Raw genomic sequence first — 22,978 nt, 5'->3', positions numbered from 1 at the left:
GTTGGTACGCGGGAGGGCATCGAGAATTGGTGCGCCGTTTACCTAGCCATGGTGATGCGAACCGTGATCCTCGGGCTTGTGCGGCTTTGTGGGCTGCTGTGGCTTATGGGGCTGTTCGGGCTCGAGTGACTTCGCCACCGAACCGATCGCATGGTTCTTGGTTGTGGCGGTAGCCGAGCGCCCATAGGTCAGGCCGACCACCGAGGCATTCATATTGAAGTAGTACGGCTCTGCCAACCACGTGTTCGGTGAGTAGACGGCCTGTAGGATTTCCAGTGCCAAACCCGGTGCCGAACCCTGCCTGCCGACCACCGTGTAGCAGGCCGAGCCGCCCTTATCCGGATAGCCGATGAATTTCTTCCACCCCTGCATGGTCGCGCCGATGCTCAACAGCCAATGCTGGAAATCCTGTGAGGGATAGTTGAGCAGATCGATGCCGAAGCCGGTTACCGCGGCCACATAGCCGGTGCTCTTCACCGCATTCAGATCCTTCATCATGGCCTTGTAGATGGCCGGATCCGGGGTGAGCGAATTGGGCTGGTACGTCTGGTAATACAGATGCACCATGAGCGGTTCGAAAGATGTCGAGTCATATAGTGCCAGTTGATAACCGCCGACCGGCGCGACCTCTCCGGGGGCAATGACGGTCGGTGCGGGCGGATCGACTTCGGGTACCGGAGTCGCGACTCGGCCATTGGTGATGATGCCCCAGGTGGTGCTGACATTGCCGCCGCCGGGTGCGCGATGCGGGGTGTAATCGGTGGTGGCATAGGTCAGGATCGCGCCATTGGTATAGGCCTCCAGCGCCTGGGACACCGCGGTCGCCTGAGCGCCGGAGAACAGCATGCTCAGCGGACGCAGATTGAAATCGATGACCGACGGATTCTTCATCAGCGCGGCGGACCACGCGTCGAACACTCCGACCTTCGAATCGCCATAGCCGGGAGTGAGCGCATTGAGCGCGGAGGCGTCGCCGCCGGTGGCATTCACGGTGACCAGCCGGCTGTCCGACCAGGTCTTGGTGAGTTCTTCCCACTGCGTATGGGATTCGGCCTTGCTGGAGGTGAACACGGCCTTGTACTCGAGCTCGATGTTGGCGCTGACCTGCGACTGGTTCGAGGAGTACATGGTCTGCACGGCCTCGTAGTAGTCGAGGCTGCCGCCGACCACCACCTGTCCCACGAAATGCGTTCCCCACTTGCGGAATACGGCGAAGAATTGTTCTTGATTGGCGGTGGTGAAGGTGCTCGGCAGGTTCTTGATGTCCGGATCATCGCGGAAGTCGGCACTCAGCCATTGGGTCGACGTATGGTTGAGATTGAGTTCCCAGGCGGTGAAGTCGGCTTCGTAAATGCCGTAATAATATGACTGGTCGGTATTTACGGTCTTGCTGTACGCGGCATTGAACTGGGCGCTGAACGCACCGTACGATGCCTGGACTTCGGCTTTTTGGGAGAAGTGCGACTGGAACTGCGAGACCGTGTTGTATACGTAGGACGAGCCCATCGTATTGGTGTACTCGATCGGAGTGGCGTTCTCCGGGACCTGATAGGTGATGCCACTCGGCGGGTATTCCCAGTTCCTGGCATCCGGGCCGAGATTGACGATTTGCTGTGGCATCAGCGATCGGGTGCTGTATGTGCCGAGGATGTTGAAACCGCGCCCGATGGCACTGGCGCCGGGTATCAGCGACATGGTGTTTTCCTTCCGTAGCCGTCCCCGCGACAAGGATACGGTTGTCCAGTTCGAATCCAATGGGTTACAACTTAATTCGAAGGTATTACGCAATACACCCCACGAAAGGTTGAACAACGCCGTGCCATTCGACACGGCGCGGGCTTTTCGCGTTCTCCCACAGCCTTTTTGCGCGGCAGTAGCCCGCATATAACGGCCGGAGTGGTCTGCTACCGATGGTGTGCGCGCCGCGCGGTAGCCGGTGCGGAGATCCTGCCCGAATCGTCCCGGCACCTCGATCGGTGTACTATCGTTCCACCCTGAAAGGAGTTGTTCTGCAACTCTTTTGGGCAGCGGCAAGGGGGTATGCGCGCAGTAACCGACGAACTTCATCGATACCGCTCGAACAGATGCCGCTCGAACAAAGGAATCTCGAGTGTCCCTGAGCTTTCCCGATCACCCCGCCGCGCTCTCCAACACCCCCACCGATCTCTCCGTGCTCTTACGTCCCGCCCCGCCCGGTGCGCCCACCGATGTGGTGCGCCTGCGCAGTTCCAACGGTTTCCTGCTCTGGGCCGATCTGCCGCCCGTGCTCGTACTGGGCAGCTCCGGTGGCGCGGGCACGACCACCACCGCGCTGGGCGTGGCCACCGCCGCCTCCTATAACTACCGCGAACATTCGCCGATCGTGGTGGACGCCACCGCCACCGGCGGCGATCTGGCTCGAAGAGGTTGCGACGCAATCGATGCCGCCGGAACCGTGCAGTCCTGGCTGAATATGAGCCACCGCGGGCTGGCCTCGGCGGTGCTGGACAGCTGCGGTGAGAACACCTCCAGCGTGGGCATTCTGCCGCGCGGGCCCGAAGCCCTGCCCCGGCGCGAGAGTTACTCCTCGGTCCACCGCAGCCTGTGCGACGCGGGCTGCCTGCCCGTCTACGACGGTGGGTCACCGGTCACCAATCGCATGGTCGCACCGCTGCTCGCGGATTCGCGCATCGCGCTGGTGATCACCCTGGCCGCGCGCTCGGACGCGGTGAACCGATTGCGCCCGGCCCTGATCTGGCTGGACGACAATTACAGCGAATACCATCTGGCAGAGGCGGTCATCGTGGTGACCAGGCAGAATCCGGGCGATGGCCCCGGCTATGCCAAACACATTCGCCAGTACCTCGGAAAGTATGTCCGCGCGGTCACCGAGATCCCGTATGACGCCCACCTGGCTACCGGTGGCGCGGTGAGCTGGTCCAAGCTCGCACCGCCGACCCGGACGGCGTACCGGCAGATTGTCAACCTGCTGCGGTAGTCCTCACGTTATGGTGCAGGTCACTGGCAATCATTCAGCTAACTGATACTTTCAGTTACACAAATTGTCGGGGACCCGCGAACGAGAGGATGACGACCATGAAGCTTGTCTGGACCGCAGTGCCACTGCTGATCGCCACCGCCGCCGTCGCAGGCTGTTCGAGCAGCGATTCCAAGACCTCGGCGAGCGGCACGAGTACCTCGACCGCGCCCGTCACCAGTACTGTCACCGCCGATCCACTCGCCGACGATGACGCCGAACGCGGCGGCGGGGTGCGCGTACTGATCGGGCAGACCAAGAAGGTGCCGATCCCCGCCGACGCGGTCATGGATATCAAGGTGCCCGAGAGCTGGAACCCCGCCACCGCGACCGCGCTGCGCTGCACCGCCACCGATCGCAATGGGACCGTGCTCGAATTGCGCAAGCCCGACGGGGTGTACCGCGAGCAGGTGCGCGAAACCTCCTGGGTGACACAGCGCACCTTCTCCGCACCGGCCGGTGACGAAGTGACCGTCGGCTGCACGGATCCCGAATCCGCTGTCGCGCCGGACAGTTCGATCACGTTCATCCGCGTGGTGCCGCGCGGTGTGATGCCGTAACCGAGCTACTTGCTGTTGTAGACGCTCACGATGGTGCCGTCGACGTTGGCCGCGACATAGCCGCCGCCGTTGTATTCGTCGGAGTAGTACACCAGCAGGGTCGGCTTGTTGTCGTTGAACGTCCAGGCCGGATCGATGATGATGTAGTGGTTCTTGGGGTTCGGGACGGCCAGCTTGTCCTGGGCGGTGCTCAACAGCGCCGGGAGAATATCCCAGTTGATACCGCCCAGTGCCACGGTCGGATGACCGGAGAGCTGTCCGCCCGGACCGGATCTGGTGGCCGTGCCATTGCGATAGGTGTACTCGTCGTAGACCGTCGGCCGATCCTTGACCGGAGCCCCGGTATTGATGAACTCCGGATAGATCGTGGTTTCGGTGAAAAGCTGTCCGCCCGTTGCCTGTTCGAGGGTGGCGATGGCCTGCCGAACCGCAACGGGGGTGAGCAGATCGACGGTGCCGGTGCTCGCCTTGGTCTGGGTGGTCGGCGGGGTCGCGGTGCCTCGCACGATGCTGGTGCCACCCGGCACGCTCGGTAGCGCCTGCGGATTCGGGTCACTGCTCGATCCGCTCGGCCGAAGTGCCACCGCCGCAACGATGATCAGCGCGATCACCACCGCGCCCGCCGCTCCGGCGATGATCCAGTTCCGCTGTGATCGCGGTGCCGTACCCGTGGGGGCACCCGGTGACGTGGAGGTCGGCGATGCGTACATCGGTGTGGCGGAGTACCCCGGCTGACTGGGCCGGCTCGGATGGCCGCCGTAGGCCATCGGCTGCACCGGACCGGAATAGGTGGTGTGGCCGGAGCCGGTGGCCAGTGGCTGATGCGGGCCGGACACCCCGGGCATGTGGTGCGGTACCGACGGGTGCTGCGGCATCGAGGTCTGCTGCGGACCCGGCATCGGCATCGGGGTGTTCGGTGCCGTAATCGCTTGGGACAGTAGCCAATCCACCTGTTCGGTGGTGGGCCGCTGATCGGGCTGCGGTACCAGCACCGCCTGGAGTGCGGGGGTGAGCGCGCCCGCGCGGCGCGGCGGCGGCACCTCCCCGCGCATGACGGCCGCCAGTGTCGCGACCGAGGTCTCGCGTCGCATCGGGTGATACCCCTCGACGCAGACGTACAGCAGCAGTCCGAGCGACCACAGATCCGAGGCCGGATGCCCCTCCTGTCCGCCCAGGCGTTCCGGCGCGACGTAATCCAGTGATCCGACCACGCTGCCGGTGGAGGTCAGCCCCTCCAGGCCGTTGATCGCCGCGATGCCGAAATCGGTGAGGACCGGCGAACCGTCCTCGCGCATGAGCACATTCGCGGGCTTGATATCGCGGTGCAGTACGCCCACCGCGTGCGCGGCCCGCAGCGCCGCGAGAATCCCGCGCCCGATCTGCGCGGCCCGGTCGGGCGGCATCGGCCCCAGATCGAGTTGATCGGCCAGACTGCGCCCGCGCACGAGTTCCATCACGATCCACGGATGCTCTTCGCCCGGTGTATCGACAATATGGTGGATGGCAACCACATTCGGATGCCCGATCCGCGCCAGCGCCCGCGCCTCGCGCAGCACCCGCTCCCGCTGCACCCCCGGCGAACTGGCCTTGTCCGGATCAGCCGCCCGCACCTCCTTGAGCGCCACCTCCCGATGCAGCGCCAGATCATAGGCCCGCCACACCGTCCCCATACCGCCACTGCCGAGCGGTTCGAGCAATTCGAAGCGCCCGTCGACCACTGTCCGCCCGGAAATCACCGCGCCAGCCTATTAGTCATGTCCGAACCGCGCGACCCCGCCTTCCCCGTGTACCAGCCCTCGTCATCCCGGCATGCTTTCGGCCGGGATCCACACGTGCGGAACAGGGACAGACCGAAATGGATTCCGGTCCGGCTATCGGGTTGTGACGGTCGGGGTTTGCGCGGCGAAAGCGTCTGCGGTGGCCAGTGTGAATTCGCCATGATCGCTGCCCAGCCCCTGGGCGACCAGCGCCGCGACCGCGTTGCCGAGGATCGCCGCGGTGGCCGGCTCGCGGCCCAGGGCCAGCCCGCGCAGGAAGCCCGCCGAGAAGGCGTCGCCGCAGCCGGTGGTGTCGACCACGTCCACGGCGAAGGCCGAGATGGTTCGCGTGCCCGCGGGGGTGGAGAGCAGAGCTCCGGCCGCGCCCTGGGTGATCGCCAAGGTGTGCGCCCCCGCGTCGTGCAGGATCTCGCAGGCGGCGGAAAGTGTTGTCGCGCCGGTGAAGCCGAGCGCCTGTTCGTCATTGGGCAGGAAGTAGTCGATGTGGGGGAGCGTGGCCGCTATGGCGTCGAGGCTGCCCAGTGCTCCGGGGGCGATGAGATCGGCGGAGGTGGTGACGCCATTGTCCTTGGCGTGCCGCAGGATTCGCGCGGCATTGGATGCGCCGAGTAGTTCCGGACCGCCCAGGTGCAGGTGGTCGGTGGCGGCGATGGCATCCCAGTCGACATCGTCGAGGGTGTAGAAGGGGTTCGCGCCGAGCAGGTGCAGGCTGGGGCGTTCGCCGTTGGGGCGGATGGGCAGTACCGAGGCCGAGGTGGGCTGATCCGGCTTGCGGACGATGAGCGTGGTGTCGATCCCCGCCGTATTCAGTAGCGAGACAAGGAAATCGCCGGTCGAGTCGGTGCCGACGGCCCCGGCGGTGCGGACCCGCGCCCCGAGTTTGGCCAGGGTCAGCGCGGTGCCGGCGGCGGTGCCCGCGGCGGTGATGCGAATGTCCTGCACCAGCGCGGTCTGCTGACCGTCCGGAATCCCGTCCACCGGCCGGACCAGAATGTCCAGTAGGTGCGCGCCCACCGTGATGACCTTCATCTGTTATCCCCGTCGAGTGGTTTGCGGGTGCCGTATCCGGTGCGCCAGGCGACTTCGATGACGGCGGACTGCTGTTCGATGGTCAGCGGTCGCGGTGTGCCGATCGTCCGGGCGTCGAGGTACAGCGCGCACGCCCATTCCAGCAGCAGCGCGTATTCGACGGCCTGATCGAGATCCGCGCCGAGCGCCACCGCACCGTGATTGGCCAGCAGCGCGCACTGCTTGCCCCGCAAGCCTTCTCGCACGGCGGTCGCGAGCTCCGGCGTGCCGAAGGGATGGAAGGCTACGACCGGCGTCGCGCCGCCGAGCACCAGTTGCTGATAGTGCAGCACCGGCAGCTCATCGAGCACACAGCCGACGGCCGTCGATTTCGGCGCGTGCGTATGCACGATCGCGTGCGCGGGATAGGTGCGGTAGATATCCAGGTGCAGACCGAGTTCCGAGGTCGGAGCATATTTCCCCGCGACGACGGTGCCGTCGAGATCGACCATGGTGATATCGGCGGCATCGATCTCGCCGAGCACCGCACCGGTGGGGGTGACCGACACCAGATCCCCATGGCGCATACTCACATTTCCGGCGGTGCCGATCAGCAGCCCCTCCTCGGCCAAGCGCCGGGAAGCGGCTGCGACACGGGCGCTTTCGGTTGGCGCGGGACTGCTCATGGCGGCTACCCTACCCAAACCTGAATTCGATTCACATTAACTTCGGAGCCGAAATGTCCGCCTCGCTGGAGCTGCCCGACGCCCTGCTGCGCCGCGTGCCGCGCCAGGCGCGCAGCCGGGAACGGCTGGCCCGGGTGCTCGAGGTATCGGATCGACTACTCGGGACCGAAGGCGTCGAATCGCTGACCATGATCAGAGTGGCTGCCGAGGCGCGCATTTCGGTCGGTTCGCTGTACCAGTACCTTCCCGATCGTGACGCCATCATCGAGGCGCTCGCCGGGTCCTACCTCGCCATGATCGAATCCCGCATGGCCGCGCTGCTCGAACTCGCCCGTGCCGCACCCTGGCCGGACCCCATCGATGTGCTCATCGACGCCTTCGCGCACCTGTACCGCAGCGAGCCCGGATTCCGGGCGCTGTGGTTCGGCAGACACCTCACCGAGGCGGCGCGCGCGGCGGACCGCGAGCATAAACGCCGAATGGCGGTTACGCTCCGCGAGATCATGATCGCGCAGGGCGTCGCCGCGGACGCCGCCGATCTGGATACCGCCTGCCGCACCGCACACCTGATGGGCGATGCGGTGATGCAGGAGGCCTTCCGCTCCGATCCGGACGGTGATCCGGATCTGCTGCGCGAGGCCAAGATCGCGCTACGCGCGTACGCGAGTCAGTGGACCGGTCCGTGACCGACATACGTAAGGAGTATTCGATGAGAGTGTCCCGGCGATCCGCGCTGGCAGGCGCGGCCGCTTCCGCCGCCGCCCTGGGCGCGACCGGATTCCTCGGCGCGGGTACGGCCGCGGCCGCACCGGGCGGCGGCGCGGACTATCTCGTCGGTTGCGGCATGGCCGATATGACCGGTGCGCCCGCCGGTCAGGGCATGATGGGCTACTCCGAACTGGATCAGGTCACCACCGGTCTGCTGATGCGTTGCTGGGCGCGCGCGTACATCATCGTCGACCAGGTGACCGGTGATCGAGTGGCGTTCGTGAACACCGACAACGCCTGTCTGTTCCAGTCGGTGCACCTGGCCGTGATGGTGGAGCTGGCCAAGCGATTCGGTGATCTGTACACCGAGCGCAATGTGAACCTCAATGCCACGCACAATCACAATTCCTGCGGTGGCACCGCCCGTGAGTACGCGTATTCTCTTGCCGCGCAAGGGTTCCAGCAGAACTCCTATGACGCCGAGGTGAACGGCATCGTCGCCGCCATCGCGAACGCGCACGAGCGGCTGGCCCCGGGCACCATCATGATCGGGCACGGCGAACTGCACGATGCCAGCGCCAATCGCTCGCGGGTGGCCTTCGATCTCAATCCGGCCGATGACAAGGCCGAGTTCCCGGACGCCATCGATCCGGCGGTCACCGTGCTGCGTTTGCGGCAGGGCGGTAGGGATGTCGGCGCGATCACCTGGTTCGCCACCCACGGCACCTCGCTCACCGATCACAACACGCTCATCTCCGTCGACAACAAGGGCTACGCCAGCTACCGCTGGGAGCACGACGAGATGGGCGCGCGCTATCTGGACGGGCAGCCGGGTTTCATCGCGGCGTTCCCGCAGACGAATCCGGGCGATATGACCCCGAACCTGTGGACCCGCCCGTGGCATCCGGCCGGGCCGACCGAGGACAATCGCGCCAATTGCGCCATGATCGGCGAGCGCCAATATCAGGCCGGGCGAACGGCTTTCGCGGCCGCGCGGGCCATGTCGACCGGTGGCGTAGATTCGGTGATCCGCTATGTGAACATGGCCGACACCTTCATCGACGGCTCGTACACCCCGGACGGCAAGGCCGCCCGCACCGCACCCGCCATGATGGGCGCGGCCGCGGTCGCCACCAGCTCCGAGGACAACTACAACACCCAGATCCCATTCCTGCACGAGGGCGATACCAATCCGATGGTGGCCGCGCTCGGCGGTGTCGACGCGCCCATCGAAGAGTGGATGCGCGATGTACAGGCGCCCAAGCTGGCCATCGTGCCGCTCGGCATCCTGCCGCCGCGCCCGTGGGTGCCGCAGGTGGTGGCGATTCAGATCATGCGCATCGGCGATCTGGTATTGGCTTCGGGCCCGGCGGAATTCACCATTGTCTCGGGTCTGCGCGTGCGGCGGGTGGTCGCGCGCGCCCTGGGCGTGCCGCTGGAGAATGTGCTCATGCAGGGCTACGCCAATGGCTACTGCGGCTATGTGACCACGCCCGAGGAGTACGTCTCGCAGCAGTACGAGGGCGGTGAAACCCTGTACGGCCGTTGGACTTTGTCGGCCTATATGCAGGAATTCGATCAGCTCGCCCGCGCGGTGGCCGCGCGCACCGATATCGGCCGCGGTCCCGCGCCGCTGGATTGGAATTTCGGCCTGCAACCGAATCTGCTGGCCCCGGTCCCGGCCGACGTCCCGGTCGCCGGTCGGGCCTTCGGTGATGTGCTGACCCAGCCGCCCGCGAACAACACCGCCGGGGATCTGGTGTCGGTGGAATTCGCGGGCGCGCACCCGAACAATGATTTCCGTTTGGGCGGAACCTATTTCGAGGTGCAACGCTCGACCGGGGACGGCTGGGCGCGGGTATTCGACGATAACGACTGGTGTACCGAACTGCATTGGCGGCGACCCGATGACAATCCGGCGGCCTCGCTGATCCAGATCCGCTGGACGATCCCGGCCGGGACCAAGATCGGGAAATATCGGATCAGGTATTTCGGCGACAGTAGGGACGCCGCCGGGCAGACCACCGGATTCACCGGCACCTCAATGGAATTCGTCGTTTCCTAGGGCGTTATCGGCAGGTCAGTGGTGGAACGGGTGCCCGCCGAGCGATGCGGTGTGCACCGCCACCCGGTCCCGCGACAGCGACAGATTGTGCCGCTCCTGCGGGGTGAGCGTGTGGCGCGCCTTGATGCGCTGGGCGGATTCGCCCAGTACCGAAAGCACGGACAGCGGACGCTGGAAAGCGATAAAGGTCATGACAGCCTCCTCGGAGGAAAAGCCCGCTGCCGCAACCTGATTCAGGGCATGACTGAATAACCGCGGCGGGCGGGGAGAATATCGAATCTGGTATCCGTACTCGGATACGGACTATCGCCGGAACTCAATTCACTCCTCACCTCCTTGCCGTCGGGACGCGCGCGGGCGTCGATCGCGTCAGACCGCGCGGTGCGAACCACGCGACACGAAGGGAGAATCCGCCAATCCGACCGGTATGGCGGGCACCCCTCTCGTCAGAGCTTCGGCACTGAACGACGTATCCCCGGACGGGGAAGCCACTTTGGATAGCCCCTTAATCCGGAGCGATCTGTCCTAACCCTGGGCGTCTCTCGACGTCGTCGGATCAGTGGCCTGTGTTCGAACAGGAGCCTCGCCTAGCGAGGTGCTGACTCGACCATGTTGCCCGCGGATCGCCGAAGTGTCAAACAGCTGCGCGCCACGCCGTCGGCGCGTAGCGTCGCGGAATTGCGCCGGGAATTCGCAGAATTCGCCTCTTTCGCAGCGCGGATGCACGTGCAACAGTGGTGCGCAACAGCACGATCGATCGGACGAGGAAGTCGAACCATGATGTATGTGTTGTGGGTCTTCCTGCCGATCGCCGCCGTGCTCTGCTGTGTCGGGGGACACATCTGGCGGTTCCGCCGCGATCGCTTCCTGAGCTACCTCTACGGCCCGCACATCGATCGGCCGCAACGCTTCGGCAGCCTCGCCTTCCGGACCGGTGTACCGGTGCTTTTCGTGGTGCGGATCGCCGAAGTCGTTGTCTCCGGACCGCATTCGCGCTCGCACGGCACCATCGACGCGATTCTGACGCTGGCGCAATGCATTGCGATCCCGCTGGCGGTGATCGGCGCGGGCCTGATCCTGATCCCGCCGCTGATCACCGCCGAATCCCGCCCGCACGTCACCCCGATCGATCGCATGACGCTGCCGGTGCTGGTGGCCGCGCTGTTGTCCTCGGTGCTGGTCACCTTCGATCCGTATTCCACCGACGACCGCTATCGCTCGGCGGAGACGCTGTTCACCTGGTGCCGCTCGCTGGTGACGCTGCACCCCAATCCCGAGGTCATGCAGCACGCGCCGGTGATCTATCAGGCGCGCGGGCTGATCGTCATCACGCTCATCGCGATCTGGCCGTATACCCGGTTGGCGGGGATCTTCACCGTGCCGGTGTCGCGGGTGCTGCGGCGTGCCGCCGGGGTGCTGCGATCGGTGCGAATTCCGTTGCCGCGCAAGCAGCGGCATCCCGCGTAGCTACAGCGAATCGGCCTTGCTGATCCAGCCGACCACCGTGCGGTTGAGCCAGGCGGGTGAGAGTTGTGTGGCGGCGGCGGTGATTTTGGTCTGCAAACCGACCAGCACGTGCGAACCGCGCACCGCCCGGCGGTGAGTCGCGGTGTGCCACACGCTGTTCGCCACATCAGCGGCGCTCAGGCGCACGCCCAGGGTGGCCGAGGACTTCGAGCCCCGGGTCACCTCGGTCATCATGTCGGTGGCCACGAACAGCGGCAGCAGATCGCGCACCGCGATACCGTAGTGCCGCCATTCCAGATCCAGGGCCTCGGTGAGGCTGCGGACCGCGGCCTTGGTCGCCCCGTAGGTGGCCAGGCCGGGCTGTCCGTACAGCGCCGAGGCCGAGGCCAGATTGATGACCTGACTGCCGGGCGTCTTACGCAGATACGGCAGCGCGGTGTGGCAGCCGTTCAGCACGCCCTTGATATTCACATCGACCAGGCGGTGCTGACGCTCCAGCGAGATATCCGCGAACGGGCCGGAGTACAGGATGCCCGCATTGTTGACCAGCAGATCCAAACGGCCGGTCACGGCGGTGAAATCGGCGAGCGCCCGCTCCCATCCGGCCGGATCGGTGACATCGAAGCCCCCGGTGACGGTGGTTCCGCCGATCTCCTTGGCGGTGCGCGCCACCGCCTCGGCATCGATGTCGTACATGCCGACGGTCCAGCCCTGTCCCGCGAATTTGGCCGCGATGGCGCGGCCGATGCCGGCCGCCGCCCCGGTGATCAGGACGGCGGGCCGAGCTGCCTGGGAAGCATTGGCGGGCTGGGACATTCGGGCCTCCCTGGCGATAGCGGTCGAGGGTGGCGAGAACTCAGGCCGCGCTGCGTCCCGTGCTCGCCTGTTCGATCATCGCACGGTGGAACGCGGCCGCGTCCCGGGCGGCATCGCGGCCGTCCGCGAGCAGTCCCGCGCCCAGGTGAATCAGGGTGTGCGGGGCGCTGGCCCGGATTTGCAGCGTCATCGGCACCTGCGCCTCCTCGCAGCGACGGCCCACCTCGAGTGCGTCGGCGAGCAGCATCTCCCGCGATCCGACCTGCACCAGGATGGGCGGCAGCCCGGTGAAATCGTGATTGACCACCGACCAGCTGGGATCGAGCACCCCGTCGATGGCGATACCGCGCCGCACGACCATGGCCGGACCGGCCGCGGGCAGTACCGCGTCGGCATGGGCATTGGGATGCGCCATCCGGGCGGTGGAATCGAAATCGGCCCACGGCGAGGTGACCGAGATACCCGCGGGCAGCGGCATCCCCAGATCGCGGGCGGTCAGCACCATGCGCAGCGCCAGCCCGCCGCCGGCGGAATCGCCCGCCACGATGATCTTCTCCGGCGCGAATCCCTCGTCGAGCAGATGCTGATACGCGGTCAGCGCGTCATCGAGGCTGTCATTGGGATGCGCGTCCGGGAGCTGGCGATAGTCCACGGTGAACACCGGCAGCGCGCTCTCGCTGCCCAGCCGCGCGGTATGCCTGCGGTAGCTGTTCAGTCCACCCGCGATGAACGCGCCCCCGTGGAAGTACAGGATGGCCGCGTCCCGCTCCACGCGCGGATCGGAAACCGGTGCGGTCCACAGCCATTCGGCCTCGAACCGCTCGAAGAACACCGGATGCCGTTGCGTCCCGCGCGGCGCGCCGAGAATGCGGGCGGGCGCCTCGGACAGGCGGGTGGCACGAAAAACCAGTTCGGCGGGCCCCGGCCCGAAATCGGCGACCCACGCTCCGGCACGCAGGAACTGTTGCAGCGTCGTGCGCAATACCGGGTGTGCGATGCGGGTGCCGATCCGGGCGGGCCGGGTCGATTCGACGATCACGGACGTGACGGATTCCGAGGTCTGCGGCGTCATTGCCACGGGGCTCTCCTGTCCGCGCCGCGAAGCCGAAGCGCTGGAACTGTCTGACAACTTTGTCGTTTCTGGCCTGGGCCATCGACCATCTTGACGCCCCCGGCACGGATTGTCATGTCCGAGAGGGAAATTCCCGCCATTTCGAGACCTTCCTACCCAAGGTGAAACCCTCCGGAGTGGGGCGGATCTTCCCGAATTTCGCGATTGGCGGGTTGATCGTTACGTGTCGGCGCGGGTGTCCTGGCTGGGGAGCAGATCGCCCAGTTCGAGCTCATTCGCGGGTCGTGGACCGGTGGCCGTCGGCAAGCCGAATTCCAGCAGGTCGAAGACCGCGTGCATGGCAGTGACGGCCTCCGGCTCGCCGCCGACGAATTGCGGGATCTCCAGCACGTAGCGGGCGGCGGCGCGGGCGGTGATATCGCCTGCGGGGCGGCCGATTTCGGCGGCGATGGCCTGGGCCAGGGGCTCCTCGCAGCGGATCCAGAGCTTGCGGGAGTAGTCGCGCAGGGCGGGGGTGTTCATGATCAGCTCGGTGCGGCGCTGGAACTCCGGGCTCTGGTCGGCGGCGAAAGGTCCTCGGCCGGAGATGAATTCGCGCAGTGCCGCCATCACCGACTGTCCGGCGGGGCGGTCGTGTACGGCGGCCAGCAGATGTTCGCGGCGTTCGACGCCATCGTCGAACATGAGCGCCTCCTTGCCGTCGGGGACGTGCTTGAAGACGGTCGGCACCGAGATGTCCACGGCGTCGGCGATCTCCTTGACGCTCACCGCGTCGTACCCGCGTTCGAGGAACAGTCGCAGCGCCGCATCGGCCAGGGCCCGGCGGGTCTGGGCGTTCTTGCGCTCGCGGCGTCCCATGGTCGGCGTGGTCATCGGCCCATCGTATCAGGTCTGTTAACTCACATAATTAATTAACTCAGTTGCTGTTTTAACTGAGTTGTGTTTTTCTGGAGACATGAGCGAAGAGAAGCTGGAAACAACGCCCGTACTGATCGTGGGAGGCGGCCTGGTCGGGCTGTCCGCCGCCGTTTTCCTGCGCCGCCGCGGCGTGCCGACCGTGCTGGTCGAAAAGCATCCGGGCAGCTCAGCGCATCCGCGGGCGATCGGATACACGACCCGCACGATGGAACTGTTCGACGCGGCGGGGGTGCGCTTGCCGCCCGTGCACGGCGGTAAGCCACGCCGGGCGCGAGTGCACAGCCTGGCCGGGGAATGGTTCGAGGAGTACCCGTGGTCGCCCGCCGGTGCCGCCGCACGGCCCGAGATCGACTACTCGCCGATGCGTGCCACCGCCCTGGCGCAGGACGCGCTCGAGCCGATCCTGCGGGACCGGGCCGTCGAACTCGGTGCCGATATCCGCATGAGCACCGAACTCGTCGAGTTCACCCGGGACGACGATGGCGTGACCGCTCTGCTGCGGCGCCGCACCGACGGGCACGAATATCGGCTCCGCGCAAAGTATGTGGTGGCGGCCGACGGTGTGCGCAGCCCGGTGCGCAAGGCGCTGGGCATCGAGCGCACGGGCCGCGGCCTGCTCTCGGAGCAACGCAGCATCCTGTTCCGCGCCCCGCTGGACGAGTACCTGGTGCACGGGGTGAATCAGTTCGAGATCGAACAGCCGGATCTCACCGGCTTCCTGACCACCTACAACGACGGTCGCTGGGTGTTCATGATCGCCGACGACATCGAACGGGACGAGCATGCGCAGCGCGAGCTGATTCGCAAGGCCATCGGGCGCGACGATATCGAAATCGAGCTGATCACCACCGGTCGCTGGGAACTGGCCGCGCTCATCGCCGACCGATTCGCCGACGGCCGGGTATTCCTGGCCGGCGACGCCGCGCACCAATTGCCGCCCAACCGTGGGGGTTACGGCGCGAACACCGGTATCGAGGACGTGCACAATCTCGCGTGGAAGCTCGCGGCGGTGCTGGCGGGGGAGTCGGGGCCGGAGCTACTGGACACCTACGACGCCGAGCGCCGCCCGATCGCGTGGCTGCGGCACGAGCAGATCTTCGCGCGCGCGGATTACAAGGCGCATTTGGAGACCGGAGCCGCCGAGGCCGAGATCATCGACGATGACGCGATGGAGCTGGGGCAGCTGTACCGTTCGGCGGCGGTACTCGGTGCGGGTCCGGAATTGCCGCGCGCCCTGCGGCCGGAGCAGTGGGCCGGACAGCCGGGTACGCGTGCCCCGCATATCCCGGTGCGCGCCAACGGTTCCGAGTTCTCCATCCTCGAGCTGTTCCAGCGGGGCTGGGTGCTGCTCGGCGCGGATGCGCGCTGGGCGTCGGCGGCTGCCGCGATGGCCACGGAGGTCGGTATCGACATCACGTTCGTGCATATCGGCGTGGACGTGGAACCGGTTGTGCCCGAGACGTTCCAGAACGCGTACGGGGTCGCGGAGCTCGGTGCTTCCTTGATTCGCCCGGATGGCTATATCGGCTGGCGCGCGGTCACCGCACCCGAGGATCCGGCCCGCGCACTACGTGACGCGCTCGCTGAAATAGCTTGCCCGGTCCGTCAATTCGCCGAACGATAGTCGTCTCAGAGCCGGAACGACTTCGATTCCAGCCGCCGCGCCGTCCGCGCCGCCATCAGGGTCGAGATCCCGGTCGGATGCAGCGGATCGTATCCGGTGAGATCGGCGATGCGGCTGAGCCGATAGGTGACCGTATTGCGGTGGATGAACAGTGCGCGCGCCACCGCGTTGTGATTGAACTGATTGTCGATGAAGGCATCGAGGGTCTGCCCCAGCATGGGCTGATCGTCGAGCGGATCGAGCAGTGCCGCCAGTGCGTGCCGGGTGGAACCCGTTGTGGCGATGGCGTATTCGAACATCATATGCTCGCGCCGACAGACCACCTCGGGCAATTGCAGACTGCCCGCGACCTCGGCCACGGCGGTCGCTTCGGCGTAGGCCGCCGGAATCGCCGCGTGCGATGCGGCCGGTGCGACGCCGATCCAGAACTGCGGATGCGGATCGGAATCACGCAGTGCGAGAGTATGAGTGAGCCCGCGCGCGGGATCCTTGTCACCCTCGCGCATGGGCACCAGCGCCGTCCACCCGCCACTGTCCCGATGCAGCAGGGTGCCGGGTACCAGCGCGAGTCGGCTGCGCAGCCGGGTGAGCGTACCGGGAGCGGGTTCACCGAGCCGGATCACGGCCACGAGAAATGCCGGGGCGGGCGGTGATTCGGGATCGACGGCCCATCCGGCCGGTTCGCGTCCGGTCAGCAGCGCGTCGGCGATCTCCCGTTGCCGTTCGAGGAGATCCCAGCGCGGCTGCCGCGCGTCCTCGACCAGCGCACCGGCGATGCGGCTCATGATCAAGCCCAGATATTCGGTGAGGCGCAGTCCGACCTTCGGGACGATGCCGTACTCCTGGGCATCGAGCAGCGGCATGAGTTGTGCCCAGTAGAAGGCCGCGCCGATGCGATAGTTCGCCAGCACCTCGTCGAGGGACATGCCATCGTGCACGAGCGTGAGCGCGCGATCGATGAGGGGTTGGGTGTCGGCGACCGAGGGTTCGATGCCTTCGATCAGATAGCGGAAGAACAGTTCGAGGTTCAGTGCCGCGCCGGGGACGAAATCCGCGTCGCGGAACGTGGTCGGAAGCTCGTCATACGGCTGCGAATCACCGCTGATCGCGGTCGCCAGCGCGGTAGCGCGGTCCCGCAGCAGCTCCAATGTGTCGCCCATGCCACCTCCTTGTGCCCGAGCGCATACAGTGTCTCGGACACTGTATGCGATACGGGATGTTACAGATAGACCCGACTGGGTCAGCTGCCCGGGAACCCCGGCGGGAGCGGCTGGAAAGCGGCCATGAACTTCGGTCCGGGTGACAAACCGCGCAGCACCGCGCTGGTCCAGGCGACCGCGGGCAGCCAGCCGGTGACCGCGTTGGTGATGTGCTCGGGCACCGGGACGGTGTAGAACCGCACGTCCGCGCCCTGATCCCAATAGGACTGCACGGTCGGGATGACCACCGACGGCGGAATCAGCTCATCCCACATGCCGTGCCACCACAGAATCGGGGTGTCCGGAATGTGCTTGCCGAGGCTGTTATCGCTGAGCACCTGCAATACCTCGGGCGAGGTATTGAGCGATTTACCCGGCTGGAAGTAGTCGCTGATCGGGCGGTACACGCCCTGCAGTGCGATCGTCGCGTAGCAGCGATGCTGCATATCGGCGAGCAGCCCCTGCCCTTCGGGCGTCAGGAATTCCTCGGGCTTGAACACGTCCGGGTACTCCCGCGAGAGCGAGGCGAAACCGAGCCACATGGTGAAATTGCTGGTGCCGGTCAGACCCGGCTGATTGCGGGTCGCGTAATCCGCTTCGCCGACCAGGTTGCCCGGCGTGCCGCCGATCGAGGTGCCGAGCAGTCGCACATCCGGTGCGTAGCTGGCGCGCAATTCGGCCGCGCGAATGGAACCCGAACCGCCGCCGGAGTATCCGTAGAGCGCGATCCCGGAATCGGTGAGACCCAGGGACGTGTCATTCTTCATGGCGCGCAAGCTGTCCAGCACCATCTTGCCTTCGGCATAGGTGTTGAAGGTATTGAACTTGCCGTCGAAGTCCGGGACGTTGATCGCGAATCCCTGTGCCAGCCAATACACCACGAGGGTGGATTCCTTCATGGTGCCGGTCTGCAGGGTGTGCGAGGGATTGCACGCCGAATCGGTGGAGTCGATGGCCTCCTGGAAGGACACCACCGGTCGCGCGCTGCCCTGCCACGGAATGCCCGGGACGATGACGGTGGACGCGGTGACGATCGGATTGCCGTGCACATCCTCCGAGCGGAACAGCAGCTGTTTGGTGAACACCGGGACCGGCAGGCCGAGCAGCCTGGTCTGCACCTCACGGGAGCGCACGATCTCGCCGGGCTGGTAATCGGCGATGTTCTCCGGGTCGTTGTACCAGGGGTCCTGATCCGGGGACGGGATCGGCAACAGATCGTAAATCTGTGGCTCCGTGGGCAATTGCGGCAGTTGATTCTGATTCGGTGGGAAGGTCGGCGGGAAATTCGGTTCGGCGCCCGCCGCGCCCGCCCCCGCCGTCACCAAACAAGCCGACGTCGCCAACACCAGCAGCCGCCGCATTCGAGCCCTGTTCACCCGAGCCTCCAAAACTTCATTGTTTCCACACCACCGGCTCAGACACTCCGGTGCATGCGATCCAGCTCACACCACCGCCCCCGTGCGCGCAATCGGCGTCATGCCGATCATGCATCGCCGAATTTGTGCATGTGCACGAGTGAGCCGGATTACCGGGGAGGAATCAACCCGGGCCGCAGGCGTTGCCATGGCTATGAGCGCCGCACAGACCACCCGCTTCTCGATTCTGGACCGCTCCCGGGTGCGGGACGGGCAAACGCATCCCGAGGCGTTGCGCGAGACCGTCGAATTCGGTCGGCTCGCCGAGCAGTGGGGGTATCACCGATTCTGGGTATCGGAGCATCACAGCGTGCCCGGGGTGGCGGGTTCCGCGCCGACGGTTCTGGCCGCCGCGATCGCCGCGGTGACCGATCGAATTCGAGTGGGAACCGGCGGGGTGATGCTGCCCAATCATCAGCCATTGATCGTCGCCGAGCAATTCGGGACGCTGGAGTCGCTGTTTCCGGGGCGAATCGATATGGGGCTCGGGCGGTCCGTGGGTTTCACCGATGGTGTGCGGCGTGCGCTCGGGCACGGCAAGGATGATGCCGAGGACTTCGACGCGCAATTGACCGAGGTGCTGGAGTATTCGGCGCGCGGCCGAAATGGCGTGCACGCGTGGCCCGCCGAAGGATTGCGGGTTCCGGCGTATCTGCTGGCGACCGGATCGGGCGCGCAACGCGCGGCGCGGTTCGGGTTGCCGCTGGTCATCGCGGCGGTGGCGGGCGAGGATGCCATGGTCGAGGCAATTGACAACTACCGCAAGGAGTTTCGCGTCACCGAATGGGGGAGTGCCCCCTACGTGATCGTGTCCACCTCGGTGGTCATCGCGGATACCGTCGAACAGGCGCACCGTTTGCTGCTGCCCGAGGCGTGGTCCGCGGCCTACTCCCGTACGCGCGGTGAGTTCCCGCCGCTGAGTTCACCGGAGCGTATCGAGCGCGAACCCATGACCGATCGCCAGCGCGGCATCTTCGAGGATTCGCTGCGCGGGCATATCCACGGTCCCGAATCGGTGGTGATTCCGGAGCTGGATCGGCTCATCGCGTATACCGGAGCGGACGAAATCCTGGTGCACACCAGCACTTTCGACCGCACCGCGCGGCTCGAGTCGCATCGGCGACTGGCCGCGGCGGTGTGGGCGGGCGCTTCCGCGCCCGCCCCGGCCTAGCAGTTCGGGGCTGTCAGGCCTACCGCTACCGAAATCAGATGGTGACGCCGAAGTCCTGCGCGATGCCGGACAGGCCGGAGGTGTAGCCCTGGCCGGTGGCGCGGAACTTCCACTCGGCGCCATTGCGGTACAGCTCGCCGAAGACCATGGCGGTCTCGGTGGAGGCGTCCTCGGACAGGTCGTAGCGGGCGAGCTCGGTGCCGTTGGAGCGGTCGACGACGCGGATGTAGGCGTTGCGGACCTGGCCGAAACTCTGTGAGCGGGTGTCGGCTTCGTAGATCGACACCGGGAAGACGATGCTGTCGATGGTGGCCGGGGTGTTGGCGAGGTCGACGTTGATGACCTCGTCGTCGCCTTCGCCCTCACCGGTCTTGTTGTCGCCGGTGTGCTCGATGGTGCCTTCCGGCGACTTCAGGTTGTTGAAGAAGACGAAGTGGCCGTTGGAGACAACCTTCTTTTCCGGGCCCAGGGCGATGGCGCTGGCGTCCAGGTCGAAATCGGTTCCCGTGGTGGTTCGCAGGTCCCAGCCCAGACCGACGGCGACGGCCGTCAGGTTCGGAGCCGCCTTCGTAAGCGAAACATTGCCACCCTTGGTCAGACTGACACCCATACCGACTTCTCCTAACGATCTCTACGGCGGCCGGCCACCGGCCCTACCGGATTATTCCTCGGAGATCCGCTCCGCACCCCGTCAACGTCGTTGTTGCCGGGAAGGTTCCGGGACCATCCGAGGGAATCATGCCGGAAACGCGTGCTGGCGGCGGAGTGCGGCGTCGAGCGCGAGGGTGTCCTCGAGGACGAGATCGTCGGTGAGGCGGCCCCAGCGCAGGGTGAGCCATTGGATTGCGGTGTTGCGGTAGGGGGTTCCGTCGGCGAGGGTGCCGGTGACGTTCAGTTGCGCGGCGACGGTGGTTTTCCAGGGCCAGCCGTTGGCGATGACGTCGACGAGTTCGAGGCGGATGCCGGGCAGATGTTGTTCGAAGGTGTCGAACCAGTTGCGGAAGGCGTCGCGGCCGCGCAGGTCCGCGCCGAGTGCCGTATCGCCGAGGAAGCGGAATCGAACGTCGGGTGCGGCCATCGCCACTGCCGCGTCGTAGTCGCCCGCGCCTGCTCGACGCCATGTTCTCCGGACCAGGGTTCGCACGATAGCGTGGTACATATACTAAAGCTAACCTGCTGACTTGCTTATAACAAGGGACTGTCATGGCTCGGACGGACTTCAGTCGGATCGCCTGCTCGATCGCGCGCTCGGCCGCGATCGTGGGTGATCCGTGGGCGTTGCTGGTGGTGCGGGATATCGCGGTGGGGTTGCACCGGTTCGATGAGATCCAAAGGGATTTGGGGGTTGCGACCAACGTGCTGAGCGAGCGTCTCCAGCGGCTGGTGAATGCAGAAGTGCTGGAACGGCAGCTGTACGAGCGGAATCCGGATCGGTTCGAGTATCGGCTCACGGAGAAGGGGCGGGATCTGGTTCCGGCGTTGCTTGCTTTGATGGCGTGGGGGGATCGGTGGGAAGCTGGGTCCGATGGTGCGCCTTTGCGTGTGCATCATCAGGATTGTGACCATGTCACCAATGCGGTTGTGGCGTGCGAACAGTGTGGTGAGCGGTTGACGACAGACACTGTCGATTACCTGCCCGGGGCAGGGGGCCGGGCTGCGCCTGGCACCGCACTTATCGGGGAGCTGCTGGGAAGGACAAAAGACTAAAGACCAAAAGACTAAAAGAACAAAAGACAAAGACGCCCGGACAAGAAAAGAACAAGAACAAGAACAAAGACCAACAACAAGAACCAAAACACTAGGGCGGCTTGGTCTTTTGGCTCGGAAGGTGACCACAGCCAGTCACCCCGTCAGGCGGATGAGGGTTGGGTCTGGGTTGCGGGAGAGCAAGTCGGGTACGGCAGGCGGCGTGCCCAGCACTGCTTCTTTGTCCGGACTGCGGGAGGGCTGGAACCGCATGAGGTGCGGACATGCCTGTAGCACCGGCAGGAAGGCTCCTGACGGTGGATACAGGTGGGGTGGAACCTATTGCCGGGCTGGGCAAGCCGGGCGAGGCAATACCCAGGGTCGCTGGCGCATCCTGTTCGGCGCACAGGCCCGAGCACGGGCGGCGGGCAGTGGTGGCGCTGCCGGGGCGGTGGCCATCAACTCGTCCGGGTGGTGCATGTGATTGACCTGCGGTGTCCGAGTCGGATCGATATGAGCGGGCGCGATCCATGCGGTACGCCCGGCGAACTTCGCACCCTTACCGAGCTTGATGGTGGTCCACCCGGTCGGGGTGTCGTTCACCAACGCGTGGCAGTGATCGCATGCCAGGGTGAGGTTTTCGATATCGGTCAGGCCGCCTTTGACGAACTCGGTCACATGATGGACAGCGGCCATGCTGGCGGGTGCGGTGCAGCCGGGGCGGGTGCAGCCGCGTTCGGTGGCGATGAGCGCCATCCGTTGGGCCGGGTTCGCCAGGCGTGCCCGACCGATATGCAAAGGCATGTCCTCACCGTCGGTGATGACCGAGAACGTCTTGCTCTTGCGCGCAGCCATTTCCAACGCCACCGCGACCGGCACAGTCCCACCCGTCGCGGTGGTGGCCACACCAGCGGCGCGTTCCACATCGTGGATGCTCATGGTCACGATGGTGGTGACCGGCAGTCCTCGGTGCACGCCGAGGTGGTTGGGGTGGAAGTCGGGGTGCAGCAGCGCGAACAGTGCATCATGCTGGCGTTGCACGGTGGTGCGCATATCGCGCTTGGCGGCGGCCTTCACCACCTCGGGGTCGAGGTTCTCATCGACTACGAACGGGCTTTCGGGATCGGCGGGGTTGCACAGACCCGGCTTGGCGAGCTTGGCCAGCACCGCATCCATCGCGGCCCGGGCTTCGGGGGTCAACACCACGGTCATGGTGGACATCAGATCGAACCCTTGTGGGCTCAACCGCATGCTGCGCATACGTGCACGGTCTGCATCATCGGTCAGCGTGCCATCCGGGTCGAGATGACCCAGGATCCGATCGCCGATCTTGGGCAGCTGGTTCGGGTTCAACGCGCGTGCGTGCCGGGCCAGGTGCTCTTCGGCCAAGGCGCGATCCTCTGCGGTGACCTTGTTAGGGAGTCGGTCCATGACCTGGCGGATGACACGCACATGGTCGAGCCCGATCGCGCCTTCTTCCTGCGCCAGTGCGGTATTGGGCAATGCCGGTGCTGGGATGGACAGCTCGGCGTTGTCGCCGACGCGCGGCCAGATGGCTGCTTGTTCGGCGCAGTGCCACCGGTTCAACGCGTCCCCGTGTGAGATACGCAGTGTCTGTTGCAGGAACAGTGCCACCGAACCTGCGCCCGCGCGCTTGGGCAGCGACCGCGAGCAGGTCTGCACGACCAGATCGAGTTTCATCGCGTCGAGTTTGCGGGTGGCGGTTTCGATCTGCTGCATCAATTCAACAATGCCATTGTCCGACACCGGAATAAGCGGCTGAGAGATC

21 protein-coding genes and 1 riboswitch are annotated in these 22,978 nt (G+C 65.7%); of the genes, 8 read left to right on the top strand and 13 right to left on the bottom strand.

Annotated features, from left to right (window positions below; genetic code table 11):
- Positions 1-42 precede the first annotated feature (42 nt).
- Complete coding sequence (locus ACFVUS_RS06475; RefSeq protein ID WP_387762145.1) at positions 43-2,067, bottom strand: MAC/perforin domain-containing protein; 2,025 nt, start codon at positions 2,065-2,067, stop codon at positions 43-45.
- Between the two features lie 43 nt (positions 2,068-2,110).
- Here ACFVUS_RS06475 and ACFVUS_RS06470 point away from each other — a divergent pair, with 43 nt between their 5' ends.
- Both ACFVUS_RS06470 and ACFVUS_RS06465 read left to right on the top strand, forming a co-directional pair.
- Positions 2,111-2,977, top strand: a complete 867-nt coding sequence (locus ACFVUS_RS06470; protein ID WP_387762144.1) for a MinD/ParA family protein — start codon at positions 2,111-2,113, stop codon at positions 2,975-2,977.
- A gap of 98 nt (positions 2,978-3,075) precedes the next feature.
- Positions 3,076-3,576, top strand: a complete 501-nt coding sequence (locus tag ACFVUS_RS06465; protein WP_387762143.1) for a hypothetical protein — start codon at positions 3,076-3,078, stop codon at positions 3,574-3,576.
- 5 nt (positions 3,577-3,581) lie between these two features.
- On the opposite strand, the gene ACFVUS_RS06460 is transcribed toward ACFVUS_RS06465, so the two are convergent.
- The 3 genes from ACFVUS_RS06460 to ACFVUS_RS06450 form a co-directional block, all read right to left on the bottom strand.
- A complete protein-coding gene (locus tag ACFVUS_RS06460) occupies positions 3,582-5,312 on the bottom strand; it encodes a protein kinase (RefSeq protein ID WP_387762142.1) in 1,731 nt (576 codons plus the stop codon).
- 135 nt (positions 5,313-5,447) lie between these two features.
- Positions 5,448-6,383: a carbohydrate kinase family protein gene (locus ACFVUS_RS06455; RefSeq protein ID WP_387762140.1), complete on the bottom strand. Its 936-nt coding sequence runs from the start codon at positions 6,381-6,383 to the stop codon at positions 5,448-5,450.
- Positions 6,380-7,048, bottom strand: coding sequence for a class II aldolase/adducin family protein (locus ACFVUS_RS06450; protein ID WP_387762139.1), 669 nt, complete (start codon positions 7,046-7,048; stop codon positions 6,380-6,382). The genes ACFVUS_RS06455 and ACFVUS_RS06450 overlap by 4 nt, the downstream gene beginning before the upstream one ends.
- A 53-nt stretch (positions 7,049-7,101) precedes the next feature.
- Between ACFVUS_RS06450 and ACFVUS_RS06445 the strand changes: the two genes are divergently transcribed.
- Both ACFVUS_RS06445 and ACFVUS_RS06440 read left to right on the top strand, forming a co-directional pair.
- Positions 7,102-7,734 carry a TetR/AcrR family transcriptional regulator gene (locus ACFVUS_RS06445; RefSeq protein WP_387762138.1) on the top strand — a complete coding sequence of 211 codons (633 nt, stop codon included), beginning with the start codon at positions 7,102-7,104 and terminating at the stop codon, positions 7,732-7,734.
- 23 nt (positions 7,735-7,757) lie between these two features.
- Entirely contained in the window at positions 7,758-9,821 is a 2,064-nt protein-coding gene (locus ACFVUS_RS06440) for a neutral/alkaline ceramidase (RefSeq protein WP_387762136.1), read from the top strand.
- A gap of 15 nt (positions 9,822-9,836) precedes the next feature.
- On the opposite strand, the gene ACFVUS_RS06435 is transcribed toward ACFVUS_RS06440, so the two are convergent.
- Positions 9,837-10,013: a hypothetical protein gene (locus tag ACFVUS_RS06435; protein ID WP_387762135.1), complete on the bottom strand. Its 177-nt coding sequence runs from the start codon at positions 10,011-10,013 to the stop codon at positions 9,837-9,839.
- A gap of 239 nt (positions 10,014-10,252) precedes the next feature.
- A riboswitch (M-box (ykoK) riboswitch) is annotated at positions 10,253-10,423 on the bottom strand.
- Between the two features lie 175 nt (positions 10,424-10,598).
- Here ACFVUS_RS06435 and ACFVUS_RS06430 point away from each other — a divergent pair.
- On the top strand, positions 10,599-11,288 hold the full coding sequence (locus ACFVUS_RS06430) for a respiratory nitrate reductase subunit gamma (protein WP_387762134.1): 690 nt from the start codon (positions 10,599-10,601) through the stop codon (positions 11,286-11,288).
- Here ACFVUS_RS06430 and ACFVUS_RS06425 read toward each other — a convergent pair whose 3' ends face one another.
- From ACFVUS_RS06425 to ACFVUS_RS06415, 3 genes are all read right to left on the bottom strand, one after another.
- Positions 11,289-12,104, bottom strand: a complete 816-nt coding sequence (locus tag ACFVUS_RS06425; RefSeq protein ID WP_387762133.1) for an SDR family oxidoreductase — start codon at positions 12,102-12,104, stop codon at positions 11,289-11,291.
- A 40-nt stretch (positions 12,105-12,144) separates the two neighbouring features.
- The gene (locus ACFVUS_RS06420; RefSeq protein WP_387765432.1) at positions 12,145-13,176 is read right to left on the bottom strand and encodes an alpha/beta hydrolase; all 1,032 of its coding nucleotides are present in this window, start codon (positions 13,174-13,176) and stop codon (positions 12,145-12,147) included.
- Positions 13,177-13,395: 219 nt separating this feature from the next.
- Positions 13,396-14,049 (bottom strand): TetR/AcrR family transcriptional regulator, encoded by a 654-nt coding sequence (locus tag ACFVUS_RS06415; protein WP_387762132.1) that lies wholly within the window; start codon positions 14,047-14,049, stop codon positions 13,396-13,398.
- 82 nt (positions 14,050-14,131) lie between these two features.
- Between ACFVUS_RS06415 and ACFVUS_RS06410 the strand changes: the two genes are divergently transcribed.
- Positions 14,132-15,718, top strand: coding sequence for an FAD-dependent oxidoreductase (locus ACFVUS_RS06410; RefSeq protein WP_387762131.1), 1,587 nt, complete (start codon positions 14,132-14,134; stop codon positions 15,716-15,718).
- Positions 15,719-15,723: 5 nt separating this feature from the next.
- Here ACFVUS_RS06410 and ACFVUS_RS06405 read toward each other — a convergent pair whose 3' ends face one another.
- Complete coding sequence (locus ACFVUS_RS06405; protein ID WP_387762130.1) at positions 15,724-16,878, bottom strand: PucR family transcriptional regulator; 1,155 nt, start codon at positions 16,876-16,878, stop codon at positions 15,724-15,726.
- Positions 16,879-16,958: 80 nt separating this feature from the next.
- A complete protein-coding gene (locus ACFVUS_RS06400; protein ID WP_387765430.1) occupies positions 16,959-18,278 on the bottom strand; it encodes a lipase family protein in 1,320 nt (439 codons plus the stop codon).
- 208 nt (positions 18,279-18,486) lie between these two features.
- Between ACFVUS_RS06400 and ACFVUS_RS06395 the strand changes: the two genes are divergently transcribed.
- Entirely contained in the window at positions 18,487-19,503 is a 1,017-nt protein-coding gene (locus ACFVUS_RS06395) for an LLM class flavin-dependent oxidoreductase (RefSeq protein WP_387762129.1), read from the top strand.
- 34 nt (positions 19,504-19,537) lie between these two features.
- Here ACFVUS_RS06395 and ACFVUS_RS06390 read toward each other — a convergent pair whose 3' ends face one another.
- Both ACFVUS_RS06390 and ACFVUS_RS06385 read right to left on the bottom strand, forming a co-directional pair.
- Entirely contained in the window at positions 19,538-20,113 is a 576-nt protein-coding gene (locus tag ACFVUS_RS06390) for a TerD family protein (RefSeq protein WP_387762128.1), read from the bottom strand.
- 126 nt (positions 20,114-20,239) lie between these two features.
- The gene (locus tag ACFVUS_RS06385) at positions 20,240-20,662 is read right to left on the bottom strand and encodes a nuclear transport factor 2 family protein (RefSeq protein ID WP_387762127.1); all 423 of its coding nucleotides are present in this window, start codon (positions 20,660-20,662) and stop codon (positions 20,240-20,242) included.
- A gap of 44 nt (positions 20,663-20,706) precedes the next feature.
- Between ACFVUS_RS06385 and ACFVUS_RS06380 the strand changes: the two genes are divergently transcribed.
- A complete protein-coding gene (locus ACFVUS_RS06380; protein ID WP_387762126.1) occupies positions 20,707-21,210 on the top strand; it encodes a winged helix-turn-helix transcriptional regulator in 504 nt (167 codons plus the stop codon).
- A gap of 318 nt (positions 21,211-21,528) precedes the next feature.
- Here ACFVUS_RS06380 and ACFVUS_RS06375 read toward each other — a convergent pair whose 3' ends face one another.
- Positions 21,529-22,929: a DUF222 domain-containing protein gene (locus tag ACFVUS_RS06375; RefSeq protein WP_387762125.1), complete on the bottom strand. Its 1,401-nt coding sequence runs from the start codon at positions 22,927-22,929 to the stop codon at positions 21,529-21,531.
- Positions 22,930-22,978 lie beyond the last annotated feature (49 nt).

Source organism: Nocardia sp. NPDC058058, assembly GCF_042885355.1.
Classification (GTDB): Bacteria; Actinomycetota; Actinomycetes; order Mycobacteriales; family Mycobacteriaceae; genus Nocardia.
The sequence above is the reverse complement of the archived record's forward strand: the minus strand, read 5'-3'. Positions and strand labels throughout refer to the sequence as shown.